At 35.5% G+C, this 15,996-nt stretch carries 13 protein-coding genes and 1 pseudogene; 7 read left to right on the plus strand and 7 right to left on the minus strand.

The window, feature by feature from the left end; translation table 11 throughout:
• Window positions 1-35 precede the first annotated feature (35 nt).
• From ABH960_RS13630 to ABH960_RS13640, 3 genes are read left to right on the plus strand one after another with little or no spacing between them, the layout of a single operon-like run.
• Window positions 36-1,283, plus strand: a complete 1,248-nt coding sequence (locus tag ABH960_RS13630; RefSeq protein ID WP_193663434.1) for a hypothetical protein — start codon at window positions 36-38, stop codon at window positions 1,281-1,283.
• Entirely contained in the window at window positions 1,276-1,761 is a 486-nt protein-coding gene (locus ABH960_RS13635; RefSeq protein WP_193663435.1) for a three component ABC system middle component, read from the plus strand. Before ABH960_RS13630 ends, ABH960_RS13635 begins: the two co-directional genes overlap by 8 nt.
• Window positions 1,758-3,629 carry a DUF3732 domain-containing protein gene (locus tag ABH960_RS13640; protein ID WP_340951655.1) on the plus strand — a complete coding sequence of 624 codons (1,872 nt, stop codon included), beginning with the start codon at window positions 1,758-1,760 and terminating at the stop codon, window positions 3,627-3,629. The genes ABH960_RS13635 and ABH960_RS13640 overlap by 4 nt, the downstream gene beginning before the upstream one ends.
• Window positions 3,630-3,929: 300 nt before the next feature.
• On the opposite strand, the gene ABH960_RS13645 is transcribed toward ABH960_RS13640, so the two are convergent.
• The 7 genes and pseudogenes from ABH960_RS13645 to ABH960_RS13675 all read right to left on the minus strand — a co-directional run bounded on the left by ABH960_RS13645 (window position 3,930) and on the right by ABH960_RS13675 (window position 6,895).
• Window positions 3,930-4,526: a hypothetical protein gene (locus tag ABH960_RS13645; RefSeq protein ID WP_002140900.1), complete on the minus strand. Its 597-nt coding sequence runs from the start codon at window positions 4,524-4,526 to the stop codon at window positions 3,930-3,932.
• 159 nt (window positions 4,527-4,685) lie between these two features.
• Window positions 4,686-5,231 (minus strand): hypothetical protein, encoded by a 546-nt coding sequence (locus tag ABH960_RS13650; protein ID WP_404445759.1) that lies wholly within the window; start codon window positions 5,229-5,231, stop codon window positions 4,686-4,688.
• Between the two features lie 80 nt (window positions 5,232-5,311).
• Window positions 5,312-5,581, minus strand: coding sequence for a hypothetical protein (locus tag ABH960_RS13655; protein WP_404445762.1), 270 nt, complete (start codon window positions 5,579-5,581; stop codon window positions 5,312-5,314).
• A 16-nt stretch (window positions 5,582-5,597) separates the two neighbouring features.
• Window positions 5,598-5,960: pseudogene (locus tag ABH960_RS13660) on the minus strand (hypothetical protein).
• A 134-nt stretch (window positions 5,961-6,094) separates the two neighbouring features.
• Complete coding sequence (locus ABH960_RS13665; protein WP_002086895.1) at window positions 6,095-6,277, minus strand: DUF3976 domain-containing protein; 183 nt, start codon at window positions 6,275-6,277, stop codon at window positions 6,095-6,097.
• A gap of 28 nt (window positions 6,278-6,305) precedes the next feature.
• Window positions 6,306-6,683, minus strand: coding sequence for a hypothetical protein (locus ABH960_RS13670; protein ID WP_001109902.1), 378 nt, complete (start codon window positions 6,681-6,683; stop codon window positions 6,306-6,308).
• Window positions 6,680-6,895 carry a helix-turn-helix transcriptional regulator gene (locus tag ABH960_RS13675; RefSeq protein ID WP_002140896.1) on the minus strand — a complete coding sequence of 72 codons (216 nt, stop codon included), beginning with the start codon at window positions 6,893-6,895 and terminating at the stop codon, window positions 6,680-6,682. Before ABH960_RS13675 ends, ABH960_RS13670 begins: the two co-directional genes overlap by 4 nt.
• 826 nt (window positions 6,896-7,721) lie before the next feature.
• Here ABH960_RS13675 and odhA point away from each other — a divergent pair.
• The 4 genes from odhA to ABH960_RS13695 all read left to right on the plus strand — a co-directional run bounded on the left by odhA (window position 7,722) and on the right by ABH960_RS13695 (window position 15,978).
• Window positions 7,722-10,589, plus strand: coding sequence for a 2-oxoglutarate dehydrogenase E1 component (gene odhA, locus ABH960_RS13680; RefSeq protein ID WP_404445766.1), 2,868 nt, complete (start codon window positions 7,722-7,724; stop codon window positions 10,587-10,589).
• A gap of 129 nt (window positions 10,590-10,718) precedes the next feature.
• A complete protein-coding gene (gene odhB / locus ABH960_RS13685; RefSeq protein ID WP_404445769.1) occupies window positions 10,719-11,987 on the plus strand; it encodes a 2-oxoglutarate dehydrogenase complex dihydrolipoyllysine-residue succinyltransferase in 1,269 nt (422 codons plus the stop codon).
• Between the two features lie 125 nt (window positions 11,988-12,112).
• Window positions 12,113-14,032: a putative thiazole-containing bacteriocin maturation protein gene (locus ABH960_RS13690; protein ID WP_404445772.1), complete on the plus strand. Its 1,920-nt coding sequence runs from the start codon at window positions 12,113-12,115 to the stop codon at window positions 14,030-14,032.
• Window positions 14,029-15,978 carry a TOMM precursor leader peptide-binding protein gene (locus ABH960_RS13695; protein ID WP_404445775.1) on the plus strand — a complete coding sequence of 650 codons (1,950 nt, stop codon included), beginning with the start codon at window positions 14,029-14,031 and terminating at the stop codon, window positions 15,976-15,978. Before ABH960_RS13690 ends, ABH960_RS13695 begins: the two co-directional genes overlap by 4 nt.
• Window positions 15,979-15,996 lie beyond the last annotated feature (18 nt).

The raw sequence follows: 15,996 nt of genomic DNA on the forward strand, positions 1-15,996 counted from the left end.
ATTTTGCTTCATAAAATTAACAAGGAGGAAATGTGGTGACATCCTTTCAAGAGAAAACAACTGCGGATAATAAATCTATAGGATTTGATTATCAATATTACTATTTTTTATATTTACTACTTAATCTTAAAGAAGGAGAACAAATTGGTATAGAAGTCAAAGATGATGTGCATATCGATTTAAAAAATGGAAATCAAATTTTGTTACAGTTAAAACACTCTATTCAAACAAAGACATCCGGTGCAATCATTAATCTAACCGAATTAGACAGTGATTTATGGAAAACCATTTCCAATTGGTTGCATATTATAAATGATAAAACTCAGAAGCGAGGCACTTTAAAAAAGCAAATGGATTTTATCGATTCTACAAAATTCATTTTAGTTTCTAATAAATCTAGCAATAAATCTAACACATTTTTACAAAATGTATCAAAATTTAAGGAAAAGACTATTACAATAAAAGAATTTAAAGAATACCTAGATGACTTACATACAACCGTTAAAGACAAAACTATAAAAGGATATATAGAGTGCTTCAAAAGTCAAAATGATAGATGGCTTAAGAGTTTCCTCAATAAACTATCTTTTGAATTAGATCAGGATGACTTAATAAATAAAATAAAGAGTAAAATTCGTGAAAAACTCGTAAAAGAAAATAGGATAAACTCTGTTTTTGAATCTCTAGATAGCAATATACGCGCAAATAATTATATGAATGTTAAAAATAAAGAAAAGATAATAATTTCTTTTGAGGACTTTAGAAAACAAGCAGAAAATTATTTTGAAAAAACTCGTGATAGTAGCCTACCCATTAGAAAAAAATACACTGAGTTCACAGGCGATCCTTTTAGTCAAGTTTTCATCAAACAGCTTCTAGATATTGAAGTAATTGAAGAACAAGACATCGAAGAACTTCTAACTTTCATCGGATATAAGCTACTTGCATACACTAACTTAGAAGAATGGGAACAAGAAGGTGATATGACCGCTTTACAAAGAAAACAATTTGATGACACTTGTATATTACGGTGGAAGAATATATTTAATGATGCTCATCAATCTATACATAGACAGTGGAAACGAGATAAAAATAGTGTTGATGAAGATGATTTAATTGATCATGCTCGTAAATGCTACTTCGAAGTTTTAAAGCAAATTCTTGACTTTGAACAGACACGTTTTGATACAGAATTTAGTAATGGGCAATTCTACTTACTAGCTGACACACCAAGAATAGGCTGGAAGCTAGATTGGGAGGAGAAGTACAAATCAAATGAATAAGCCAATAGATTCTAATAACAAAAGTTTCTCTAGATATTTATACAACAATGAATTGATTGGAAGTATAGCAATTGCATCTGTATTAAAACACTTAGAAAAAGCTACTATTTCTCAATGCACATTGATTCTCCCTCTAGTTTCTCACAAAGGTACTTTGAACTTTTTAAAAAGAAAAAACTCTGTAGTAAGAAGCATGGAGGAACTTATAACTAAAAAACCTCATTTCTTTGTAAACTTTGATCAAAGATATATTTCACTACTTCCTGTTTCAATGAATTCCATTATTCTATTAAAAGAAATTGGTCTAGTGAATATTGAAAATGAATTTATACACTATATTCATGAAAATAAATTTGAATATACAAATGAAACTTTAGGGAAAAGAGTTGAAGATATTATAAAATCATCATCTACGCTTGCTTGTTTATTAAATGATGATATTGCAAATCTATACTTACAATTGAGGGTGATATTATGAGATTTATTATTCATAAGATGATACTGTGGTTAGAAAACGATACATGCCGTGAAATTGAATTTCAGGAAAACAAAGTAAATGTAATAACTGGTGACAGCGGTACAGGTAAAACTGCAATCCTTGATATCATTGATTATTGCTTTTTTGCCAGTAAAACAGAAATTCCTCATGAAAAAATAAATGAAAATGTTAAATGGTATGGCTTAAATTTTAGTATTAACAACAAAACATTTACTATAGCTAGAAGTAAATTCCGCTCTTCAAAGTCATTATCAAAAGAATATTATTTCTCAGCTATAGGCAATATACCCGATCTTCCATCATCCAATATTAGTGAAAAAGAGTGTAAAAGTATTTTGGAACAAGAATTCAGTATTGATAAAAACATTGTTATACCCTACGGTGGGAACAAACTATCCGCCGGAAGTAAAATATCATTAAGATACTTTTTAATGTTTAATACCCAATCCGAAGATATTATCACCAACAAGCATGTATTTTTCGATAAACAAAATGATGAAAAATACAGAGAAGCGTTAGAAAGAATTTTTGACATCGCTACTGGAATAGACACCGTAGAAAATATCCTGATTCGTGAAAAAATACGTGACATTGAAAAAGAAATAAATAAATTAGAAAAGAAAAAGCTCTCATACGAAGATTCAGCATCGTTGTATGAAGAAAACAAAGCCGAATTAATAAGGAAGGCTAAAGAATATAATTTAATTGATGATAGTATCATGGATTTAGACACATGTTTACAACAATTAAAAGAAGTTGTATTTAATTATAGAGAGTTTGTATCTAGCGAACCAGACAATATAAGTAATCTTAAGAGTCAACAAAACGCTTTAATTCGAAAAATAAAAACTTATAAAACTTTTGATAGCCAATATAAAAAATATAAAGAAGTGGAAAGCAATAACCTTCACAGCCTAAAACCTATTACATATATTAAAGATAATTTCTACGAAGTTATACAAACACCTGATATGAAAGGACTTTTGCTAGACTTTGAAAAAGAACTCTATCGAATTAAAAATACACTTAACCAAAAATATCCTCTTAACTTAAACATACGTGCCGAAGTCAAAAAACTTGAAGAAGAATTACAATCTGTTGAAGCATTACTCAATCTAGCTCCAACAGAAAAAAACACTTTTACAAATGACATTGAAAAATATATCTTTATTGGAGAGCTAAAGCATACATTATCCATTTATGAAGACAGAAAGGTTTCTATTGACCAAGATTACGAAACCCAAATCATAACTAAAAGAGAGCACTTAGCTGAACTTATAGATTCATTAGATGAAAACACTGATAAGGATGCCGCTATAAAATTACTAGAGGAATTAATTGATAGATACCTAGAACAATCTAAAGAAGCACTTGGAATTTATTCTGGCTATAAAGCTTTATTTGATGATAAAAATAAAAAATTAAATCTTAGAAAACCCAAGACCGCCAATCCATCAACTATAGGAAGTAGCTCAAATCATCTCTTCCTACATATTTGTCTTTTCTTAGGCTTACACGAATTAATCCTAAAACAAAATAGTCCTTTTGTCCCTCAGTTCTTAATATTAGACCAACCTAGTAGACCTTATTACGGAGAAGATACTAAACTGAAAGAGACTAAACAGAAAACATGGGAAGAAGTAAATCTAGGAGATAAGAAAAAAATTACCATCGCGATGAAATTATTAAATGATTTTATCCTGTATGTAAACAAAGAGTTAAAAAAAGATTTCCAAATTATTATCTTAGAACACATTCCAAAATCAATCTGGGAAGAAGCTCAACTTGAACAATTTCACTTAGTAGAGGAATTTAAAGAGGGTGAAAATGCTTTAATTAATATCTAGATAAGGGCTGTGCTAACCATTTGAATTTGGTCACGTTTTTGGTCACAAACGAAAAGAAACTCTAGAATACTAGAAAACACTAATTTACTCAACTGAGCAACTTTATCTTGACTCTAAGCAACTTTAGAACATGCAAGTTTCTTTCAGGGTATAGACCTCCACATCTTGACAGGGTGGAGGTCGTGAGTTCGAGCCTCTCCGGGGTCATAAAAAAGAGATACCATATCAACCTATTAGGTGATATGGTATCTCTTTTTATCCAAGTCACTGCTTATAAAAACTAAAAATCTTTCCAGTTAATCACTTCCCACCAAACATCTTCTCCAAAGACTTCGCATTAGCAAACAATACTTCTTTCAAGTTATCATCTGCAACGATTTTATAGTCGCCATCATTGTTCTTCTTTAAGTTCAATGTAACTTCGCGAGTTGCCATGATTGCATCTTTATCTGATAAGTGTTTGACGATTGCTGATGTCATCGTTTTTTCAATCGCTTTTTCAGATTGTTCTTTGTCTTCACTAAAGGCACTAGCGAACGCCATTGGCATAACTTCTCCCACTGCTTTTGTTACAGCAACGGATAGATCAGCAGATGTAATTTTCACTTTCACTTCTGCTTTGTCATCCTTTTTCGATACTTCTTCTGGCTTTTCAAATTTAAAGTTTTTCGTAATTGCACTCAGCATTGCTTTTGCCTCAGCATCATCTGTTTTTTCATTTAGTTTATTAAATTCCTTGTCACTCTCAACAAATGTACGAGCCTTTTCTACATCACCTTTTTGTATCGCTGTTAAAAATTCTTCTGTAGTATCTTTCGGATTTGCACACCCTGCTAAAACACCTACTGTTAATCCTACTACCATCATTAACAGCAATAATTTCTGTATCTTTTTCACATTCATTCTCCTCATATCTTTTCTAGTAAGTCAGCATTATACAATAGTATGAAACTGACATTACAAACATTTTTTAGTATAGCATTTATATGATTCGCTTTCTATTCATTCCCAAAAGATAAAGGGCCTTGCAGCATTCCTACAAGGCCCCCTCTTCTATCAATCCGTATCCGTAGCACAAATTAACCACATTTTATGCTCCTTACTATCCAATACCATCCAAGTATTATCCCATGCAACATCGTAAAACCATTCTGTCCAAGGGCTGTGGTTTTCGAACACTGTAATATCTTCATATCGATCTTGGAACATGCATTGGCATACATTGTTCGCTAATTGCTTCGCCATTACTGGTCTCTCCGAAAAGCCTTTATATGCTCCTCCTCTTATAATTTGAAATGCAATACTCCCATCAAGCATTACCGCGCTATTATATTCAAATTGAAACTTATATTTTTCTGATGTATGTATTTTTAATTCCTCTAAGTTATTGATTATATCTAAAGAGTTGAAAATTTTTCTAAAAAAATGCTCGTATCTATCTCTTTCATAAGGTATTTCGTTGAAAAATTGTTCGTCATTTACTTTAAAACAGCTGATTATTGCGCCACCATTTAAGTTTTGTTCCTTAAACGTATTTATAATTTGCTCAATAGATGAGTCATTCGTTTCTATGTTTTCAAACGTTCCCTCTTTCCATCTCATAACGTCACTACTCTCTATTAAAAATTTGTTTCTTCATTATAAATATCAAAATAAAAACCAGCAACTTTAAGGTTGCTGGCTTATCTCTTATTCATATTCGAAAAAACAATAACAACTGCTCCAAGTACATAATACCCTGCTACCATCCACATACTCCGATCAAAAATCATAAGTGATAACCAAAGCGATATATTAATAGCAGCAAATAATAAATATAAAATGAGGTCTCTCTTTTGTAGCGCCTCCCTATTCATCAAAATGTAAATGGCACCGATAGGAGGCAAAATAAAGCAAAGGAAAAAGACAAATATTTTTCTTAACGACCATTGATATGAAGGTACTGTCTGCATATGAGTCTCCTTTTCATTATAGTACTTGTTTTAACATCGGTCTTGCTACTCTATATTCTTCACCCTTAGGTTCTTTTACGAGTATAGGTGGCCTTTCATCCTCTTCTTCTAAAATCATCTCAAATACTTCTGTTTTTTCTTATAATACGTTGGATTCACTATCTTTAGTAGGCTCTTTGATTGTTTCAATTTTCTTTGTTACTTCGCCAAGTTTTTGCCCTACTTCTTCTATTTTGGCAGGTTCATCCATAACGTAGTATTCTTGATTCTCCCATACTAACATAGGTGGCACTTGTTCTCGTTTGTTACATATTATATAAGTAATACTAGCTATAAGTAGTAGACATACTGCTATAAAGAAGATAGCTTTTTTATTCATATACTATTCTCCTTATCTATCATTTTATTGGATTATATAATACAAGATATAGATAGCAAATGGATTTTATGGTGATTTTTAGTTTTATTTTCAAAAAGAAAAACCTTACAAAAGTAAGGTTCCATTTTTAAATTCTATAATGACTGATTTATTAAAACGATCATTACGATAATCGCTATAAACATAACAACTAAACAGCCGATCATTTTATAAAATCCTCGTTTCGTTAACGTTCCGCCCTGAACGTCTTTACGAATAAATAAGAATACGGCTAAAAATAATACAAGCCCCATGCCAAAAGCATACATCATTTGCATATGTTAATCTTCCTTTCTCTTTTACATCTTAATATCTTTTCGATAAAACAACAAACGATATAAAAACTGTACTCATCGTGAGTGCCATAAGTATGTTCAATAGTTCAGTAGCAGATAGTGTAAGTATTTTTAAGTTTAAGCCGATAGAGAAAAGAAGATAATATGCGGTTAGTGCAAAAAAGGTCACGAACATCCCTTTATAACGAATAAGTTTCATTCGCTCGTCTTTTTCTTTAAATTGTGGGTGCAAGTAACTTAGGCAGAAACTCATAATCATCATCCCAAGCAATGGATAAGTTATAGCTGGCGGTGCAGAATGCGTCATTATACCTGTTAATATCATAAATCCACTCATAAATAGAAAAATAATCCCCATAATTACAAAGTACTTTTGTGAATAATTCATCCTTTCTCCCCCTCTTCTTTTCCTTCATAAATAAATACATGTTCTATCGTTGTCTGAAATGCTTTTGCTATTTCAAATGCTAATGGAAGTGATGGATCATATTTCCCTTTTTCAATTGAGATAATGGTTTGTCTGGAAACTCCAAGTTTCTCAGCCAATTTTTCTTGAGATAGTCCAAATTTTTTTCGGTATTCAACCATTTTATTTTCCAAGGAAATTTCTCCCTCCTTCCTTATACCGAGTATATATGTAAAGGAAACTTTACGTCAAGTTTCCTTTACATTCATTTCGTCTATGTTTCATTCTATTTATATAGAAGAAACTTTTTCAAATTCAGCACGTCTATTTTGAAATGAAACATGGAACAATGTATATAGCCGTTACTATATCTCCTCCCCGTTTTTATGAAAATTTAATATCTCCATATTTGTTTTATCCTTTTAAAATGTTTCATTCTGCTCTTTATCGGGTGAAATGCGCTATTGTTTTTACGTTGTTTTTCGCCATATTTATAGAAACTAACGGTTTATGAAGCATTTTTTATGTATAGCCACTTTTTTTGTAGAAATCCTTCATTTTCCTTTCGATATTTAACACTATCGAGATAAAGTTTATGGTAAATTCATAATTTTTTATTTTTTATACTATATTCCGTTATATTGTTGTATAATATCAATGAAAGCGCTTATTATTCCAATATACATAATTCGAACTAAACTTTATCGAAACATTCTGATAGTTATACTTATATTTAAATGCAACAATTATAGGTATTAATGTAGGTATACCAAATATATCCACCCCGTTTTCCCGTGAAATTACTTTATAACATGAAAGATTAACTTGGGTGATAAGTTATTGTGAATGTTTTTTTACAAAACAGATAAGTAATAGTGTTTGGTATTATGTAAATTATTGTAATAACATAAGAGTAAAGAAAAACATTTACATTGATTATTGGTTCATCAATTATTGAAAAGAGCAAAATGCACCTTTTTGTATGGAAAAAGGATTATATGCATTGGGAGGTTTAAACAAATGACGAGGAAGAATACAACGACAAACCCTTGGGCCAAGTTCCATGGTCCGAACCTTGGTTATGTTATTGAACAGTATGATCTTTACGTAACTGGAGCAGGTTCTGTTGATCCGGAATTACAAGAGCTTTTTGAAATTTTTGGAGCTCCTTCGTTTCAAGATGATGTCGTAACAGGGGACAACACAGCAACACATTTTTCTCCTCAAAACACAGGGAACATTGAAAAGATTCTTAAAGTCGTTCAACTTGTTGAACAGATTCGTTCTTTCGGGCATACATTGGCTCACATTAATCCGATGGAAGATGCTGCAAACGGACAATCTCTTATCGAGAAAACAATGAACGAACTGAGCGATGCTGACTTGAAAGCGATTCCAGCAAAAACAGTATGGCAAGATGCACCAGAGCGTATTCACACTGCACTTGATGTAATTCATAGATTAAAAGACGTTTATACAAAATCTTTAGCTTATGAATTCTCACATATACAAGATAGTGAAGAACGCGCGTGGTTGCATCAAATGGTGGAATCAAATTCATTGCGTCAACCATTATCAAATAAAAAACGAACTGCTCTTTTAAAACGTTTAACTGCTGTTGAAGGTTTCGAGCAATTCTTGCATAAAACATTCGTTGGTCAAAAACGTTTCTCAATAGAGGGCGTTGATATGCTTGTACCTGTACTAGATGAAATTGTTTCTGAAGGTGCTAAAGACGGCGTAGAAGATGTCATGATTGGTATGGCTCACCGTGGTCGTCTAAGCGTACTCGCTCACGTATTAGAAAAGCCATATAATCACATGTTTGCAGAATTCAAACATGCAAAAATAGAAGGTGCAGTGGCAAATGCTGGCTGGACTGGCGACGTGAAATACCATTTAGGTAGAGAACAAGTCGTTGGTAATGAAGAAGTTAGCACTCGTGTTACATTAGCAAATAACCCGAGTCATCTTGAGTTCGTTAATCCTGTTGTTGAAGGTTTCGCACGTGCTGCTCAAGAGAATCGTAAAAAATCTGGTCTTCCAGAACAAGATACTACAAAATCATTCGTAATTTTAGTTCATGGTGATGCTGCATTCCCTGGTCAAGGTGTTGTGTCTGAGACACTCAACTTAAGTAGATTGAATGCGTACCAAACTGGCGGAACTATTCATGTTATCGCAAATAATGCAGTCGGCTTTACGACTGATAGCTATGATTCTCGTTCTACTAAATATTCAAGCGACCTTGCAAAAGGTTTCGATATTCCAATTGTTCACGTGAATGCTGATGATCCGGAAGCTTGTCTTGCTGCTGCAAACCTTGCGATCCAATATCGTACGCTGTTCAAAAAGGACTTCTTAATCGATTTAATCGGTTACCGCCGATATGGTCATAACGAAATGGATGATCCAGCAGTTACGCAACCACAAGTGTACAAAAAAATTAAAAATCACCCAACTGTAAGAACAATTTATGCAGATCAATTACAATCTGCTGGCGTTCTGAATGCAGATGAGGTTGAAACAATTACTCAGTTTATACAAGAGGAATTAAAGGCTGAATACGCACAAGTGCCACCAGCTGATACGAGTGCTGCAACAATTCACGTTAAAGTTCCAGAGGTTGTTGCAAAAGGAATCCAGCCGATTGACACTGGTGTTTCAATTGAATCACTTCGTGCAATTAATGAAGGACTATTATCTTGGCCTGAAGGCTTTAACGTATATCCAAAAGTGAAGAAAATTCTTGAGCGCCGTAAAGATGCTCTTGAAGAGAACGGTAAAATTGAATGGGCACTTGCTGAATCGTTAGCATTCGCTTCAATTTTGCAAGAAGGTACGCCAATTCGTTTAACTGGTCAAGATTCACAGCGTGGTACATTCGCGCACCGTCATATCGTATTACACGATACTGATACAAACGAAACATATTCACCATTACACCGTTTACCGAACATTAACGCATCATTCTCTGTTCATAACAGTCCGTTATCAGAAGCTGCTGTTGTTGGTTACGAATATGGTTACAACGTATTTGCTCCAGAAACTCTTGTTATGTGGGAAGCTCAATACGGTGACTTCTCAAATACTGCGCAAGCATTATTTGATCAATATGTTTCAGCAGGAAGAGCAAAATGGGGTCAAAAATCTGGTTTAGTTCTTCTATTACCACACGGTTATGAAGGTCAAGGGCCAGAGCACTCTAGTGCACGTCCAGAGCGTTTCTTACAATTAGCTGCTGAGAACAACTGGACAGTTGCAAACTTAACGAGCGCGGCACAATACTTCCATATTTTACGTCGTCAAGCATCTATCTTAGGAACAGAAGCTGTTCGACCGTTAGTGCTTATGACGCCAAAGAGTTTATTACGTCATCCACTTACGCTTTCAACTGCTAGTCAGTTAAGCGAAGGACGTTTCCAACCTGCTTTAGAACAAGAAAACCTTGGTGCGAAACCAAACAAAGTAAAACGTCTTGTTTTAAGTACAGGTAAAATGGCAATTGACTTAGCAGCAGAAATCGAAAGTGGTAAGCATGAGTACAGCCTAGATGAAGTTCATATGGTTCGTATCGAGCAGTTGTACCCATTCCCTGCTGAAAAAGTTCAATCTATTATTAAACGCTTTAAAAACTTAGAAGAAATCATTTGGGTTCAAGAAGAACCTCGTAATATGGGCGCATGGCATTACATGGCTCCAATTCTGTTCGAACTAGCTGGGGATAAAGTGAAAACAGGTTACATTGGGCGCCCGGATCGTTCTAGCCCATCTGGTGGCGATCCATTCGCTCACAAAGCTGAGCAAGAATTAATCGTTGCACACGCTTTAGATGTGAAGTACAACTTCCGTCAAGATAAACAAGAAATTGAAGTTTTCAGCAACTGAAAGTAACAATGAGTTTTTCAGGCTTGGCTATGGCAGATAGTCTGCCACAGCCAGGCTAACAAATGGAGATTACCGAAGATTAAAGAAGACAAAACACACCGTTAGGCAAATAAGGGGAGGACATTTAAAATGATCGAAATTAAAGTACCTGAGCTTGCAGAATCTATTTCAGAAGGAACTATTTCACAATGGCTTATCAACGTAGGCGACAAAGTTGAGAAAGGTGGCAGCGTTGTTGAGCTTGAGACTGACAAAGTCAATGTAGAAATCATTGCAGAGGATTCAGGTATTGTATCGAAGTTACTAGGCGAACCTGGGGATACAGTTGAAGTTGGCGCTACTATCGCAATTTTAGATGCAAACGGCGCAGGAGTTGCAGTAAGTACACCAGCACCACCTGCTGAGCAACCAAAACAAGAAACTACTGAAACTACTGAAGCACCTAAAGCAGCAGCTCCAAGTGCTGAACAAAATAAAGCGTTACAAGGTTTACCAAATACAAATCGTCCTATCGCATCACCAGCTGCTCGCAAAATGGCTCGTGAATTAGGAATCGACTTAAACGACGTACGCAGCACAGATCCACTTGGACGTGTGAGACCACATGATGTACAAGCTCACGCTGCAGCGCCAAAAGAAGCACCAGCTGCTCCAAAAAGTCCAGCTCCTGCTCCAGTTGCAAAAACTGAATTCGAAAAACCAGTTGAGCGTGTGAAAATGTCCCGCCGCCGTCAAACAATTGCAAAACGTCTTGTAGAAGTTCAACAAACATCTGCAATGTTAACTACATTTAACGAAGTTGATATGAGTGCAATCATGGAATTACGTAAAGAACGCAAAGATGCTTTCGAGAAAAAACATGATGTACGTCTTGGCTTTATGTCATTCTTCACAAAAGCAGTTGTTGCAGCATTAAAACAGTTCCCATTATTAAATGCTGAAATTCAAGGCGATGAGCTTATCATTAAAAAATTCTATGATATCGGTATTGCAGTAGCAGCTCCAGATGGATTAGTTGTTCCAGTTGTACGCGATGCTAATCAATTGAACTTCGCTGAAATTGAAAGCGAGATTCGTAATTTAGGTCTGAAAGCACGCGATAATAAACTTTCATTAAAAGAGCTACAAGGTGGTACATTTACAATTACAAACGGTGGTGTGTTCGGTTCTCTAATGTCTACACCAATCCTAAATAGTCCACAAGTAGGTATTCTAGGGATGCATAAAATCCAAGTACGTCCAGTTGCGATCGATAACGAGCGTATGGAAAACCGTCCAATGATGTACCTTGCACTATCTTACGATCACCGTATTGTTGATGGTAAAGAAGCGGTTAGCTTCCTTGTTGCTGTTAAAGATATGCTTGAAGATCCAAAATCATTATTATTAGAAGGTTGATAGATTATTAATCTATTAAAGGCTGTAGAATGAATCATTCTACAGCCTTTTTTCATTATGTTCATATGGGACAAATCACACTACATAGACTAACAATGTATGCCTAAAACGTAAGGGGGATAAACATGAATAACCTTCCAGTTCATGCAAAACTTAAAGCAAATAAGGATACTTTTTTCCTCCCCGATTCAAACGGGGGTGTTTACTTTCGAAATAACTCCAGTTCATTCCGTATGGATGGTGATGGAATTTATGACTGGATTGAGAAATTAATGCCTATGTTTAACGGTAATCATTCTTTGACAGAAATAACCGATGGTCTCCCTCTCCCCTATCAAAATCGTGTATTTGAAATTGGAGAGATTTTATATGAAAATGGTTTCATTCGTGATGTAAGCCAAGATGCTCCCCACGAATTAAACAGTGCATTACTCGACAGATATGCTTCGCAAATTGAGTTTTTAGAAGCTGATTCCCATTCAGGCGCTTTAAAATTCGAAACGTACCGCGCAGCAAATGTGCTTATAATTGGTTCTGGCGATATGCTTACTTCCCTAGTTTCTTCTTTATTAGAATCTGGTTTACCTACATTCCATTATCTTGTTACAGATCGTGCTGAAACAAACTACGATCGAATTCATGAACTAAGCGAACGTGCATATGCAAATGATGACAATGTACTTATTCAAGAAATAGATATTACAATTGATCGCCCTTTACATGAAGTATTCGAGCCTTTCGACTGGATTTTATACGTTTCCCAAAATGGAGATATTGAAAGTTTAAGAGCAATCCATACTATTTGTAGAGAGTTTAAGAAAAATTTCATACCAGCTATTTGCTTATCAAGAATTGGTTTAGCTGGACCCGTCGTAACCACAGACCGTGAGGAATGCTGGGAATCAGCTTGGCATCGTCTACACGAAACTATTTTACAAAGTGAAAATCCACCTGAACCTTTCTCACCAATTGCATCTGCAATGTTAGCAAATGTTATCGTTTTTGAGTTATTTAAACATGTCGCTGAAGATTCACATAGGCAGCATAATCCTCAATTCTTTTTATTAAACTTGGAAACACTTGAAGGAAAGTGGCACCCCTTCATAAAACATCTTCTCGCAACCGATGAAATCTTTACAATTGATACGGTGCAAAATCTTCAAGAAAACCTTGCCCAACGTTCCGGACAATATACTTCAACTGAACTTTTTCGTTTTTTTGATACGTTAACTTCTAAAGAAGCTGGCATATTCCACATGTGGGATGAACAAGATTTACACCAATTGCCTTTATCACAGTGCAATATTCAAGTTGTAAATCCATTATCAGACGGACCTACCTCTCCCCTTCCTACTATAACTTGCGGTGGATTAACTCATAATGAAGCACGCCGCGAAGCTGGTTTAACAGGAGTTGAAACATATGTAGCTGAAATGATTCATCGTCTTATCCCCGAACATACTGATATCGGTATTGGTGCTGGGGAAACGATGACAGAAGGTGTATACCGAGCTCTCCAAAAACATTTAAATAATAAGTTATACGAACGCCAATCACATATGCTAGAAGAGATTACAGAGCTTTATTTAACCGAAATTCATGATAAACATTGTAGGTTTTACTACGATGCTCTCTCTACAATTCATGAAATACCTAAAGTAGGAATGAGTGAGGAGTTACTTGGTTTTCCTGTCGTTTGGATCGGTATTAATGATAGATGGTATGGTGCGGCAAATATTAATATAACACTCGCATTAAGAAATGCTCTGCAACAAGCACTCCTTCATATTCAAAATGAAGAGATTCCTTATAAAGCTAATATGTTACCGGAATCATCCATTGTTTTATATAGTACGGATCCTGTTAGAGTAGCAATACAAGAAGAGGAAGAAATTCCAGGCGTACAGTCTTTACAAGTTGCTTTGCAAAATTTAATGGAAAACAACTTGTATCCATTCGTTTTTGATTTAGCTATTGAGTCATTTTTAAGAGACAACTTAGACGGTGTATATGGGGTATTAATTGCAAAGGAGGATGACCAATGACTCAAAACATACTACTTATAGGAGATGGCCTACTCACAGACTATGTACATGAGCAATTGTGTAAGCAATATTCACTCATCCGCCAGCATACAATTACAGAAGCTCTCCCTGAAAACATTCATCTTGCTCTCGTCTTACATGACGGGTCTCCTTCTTCCGTACATCGTGATGCTGAGCTTATCTTTCGCTCAAATAATATTCCGTGGCTTCGCGCGTTTACTTCGTTTGGTGAAGGTATTATCGGTCCTTACGTGAAGCCTCTTACAACTGGATGTTCCCACTGCGCTGATGGACGCCGGTTTATAGCTGGCTTTGATCAAAAAGAAATGTGGGAACTACAACGAAAATATGCATTAAAAGCAGAGAACGTGACGAGGCGTGATGTACGCGCCACCCAAAATGGAATGTTACAAATGTGCCAGCTCATTCATGCTGAAACAGAGAAAATATTAGCTCATGGATATTCTTCTTTAGAAAACGAACTCATTTTACTGGACTTACAAACGTTACACTGTACCCGGAATTCGTTTCTTCCAGACCCTCTCTGTCCGGTATGCAGCAATTTGCCTGACGATACAGCAGATGCAGCGCAAATTTCTTTACAACCAAGTTTGAAAACGAGTACTGAAACGTATCGCTGTCGTTCCATTCATGAGCTAAACACATTTTTAACGAGAGACTATTTAGATTACCGGACTGGTATTTTAAACGGCCAAATGCAACATTCTTTATTACCGTTTGCTGATGTCATTATAAACATGCCGTTACTGTTTGGAAATGAAGGTGTCGCGGGCCGGACTCATTCATTTGCACTTAGTGAAGCAACCGCTATTTTAGAAGGGTTAGAACGCTATTGCGGTATGTCGCCTCGTGGAAAAAAAACAAATGTACATGGCAGTTTTCGTGAGCTAGAAGATGTTGCACTGAATCCCCTCACACTTGGTGTACATACAAATGGACATTACAATCGTGATAGTTTTCCATTTAAGCCGTTTGATCCTGATTATGAGCAAAACTGGGTATGGGGATATTCTTTATTACAAAGCAGGCCCCTTCTAGTTCCAGAATCAATCGCTTATTATAGCCTTGGTCATAGAGATGCTTTCGTGTATGAAACATCAAATGGATGTGCCATTGGTGGTAGTTTAGAAGAAGCAATTTTTCACGGCATTTTAGAAATTGTAGAGCGTGACGCCTTTTTGCTCACTTGGTATGCCGAATTACCTCTTCCCCGTCTCGATCTTAGTTCAGCCAATGATACTGAATTGCAATTAATGATTGAACGCTTACGCACAATTACTGGATATGAATTATACGTTTTCAACGCGACGATGGAACATGGTATTCCGAGCATATGGGTCATTGCGAAAAATACAAGGCAAGATGGTATGAATCTCGTCTGTGCTGGCGGCGCACATATGGAACCAATTCGAGCTGTAAAAAATGCAATTCATGAAATAGCGGGCATGTTACTTATAACAGATGAAGAGCTTGAACAAAAAAGAGAGAAATATGAAAACTGTTTACAAGATCCATATCTTGTTTCGCAAATGGAAGACCATAGTATGCTGTATGGATTGAAAGAAGCGGAAGAGCGTCTTCACTTCCTTTTACGTGATGATGCTCCGGTGCAAACGTTCCAAGAAATGAATGCATTACAATCATTTGATATGGATTTAACATCTGATCTTCATCAACTTTTAAACAGGTTACATCAATCTGGACTTGAAGTAATTGTTGTAGATCAAACGGTCCCCCTTATAGAAAAGAACGGCTTACATTGTGTAAAAGTAATTATTCCAGGCATGTTACCGATGACGTTCGGTCACCATCTCACTCGGGTTACAGGACTGGATAGAGTGTATACCGTACCGATGACACTTGGATATTGGGCTGAGCCTTTAACGAATGAAAGTTTAAATCCACATCCGCATCCGTTTCCATAATTCATAGTGAGGGGGAAA

This window comes from Bacillus sp. RC252 (assembly GCF_044909215.1).
Lineage (GTDB): Bacteria > Bacillota > Bacilli > Bacillales > Bacillaceae_G > Bacillus_A > Bacillus_A mycoides.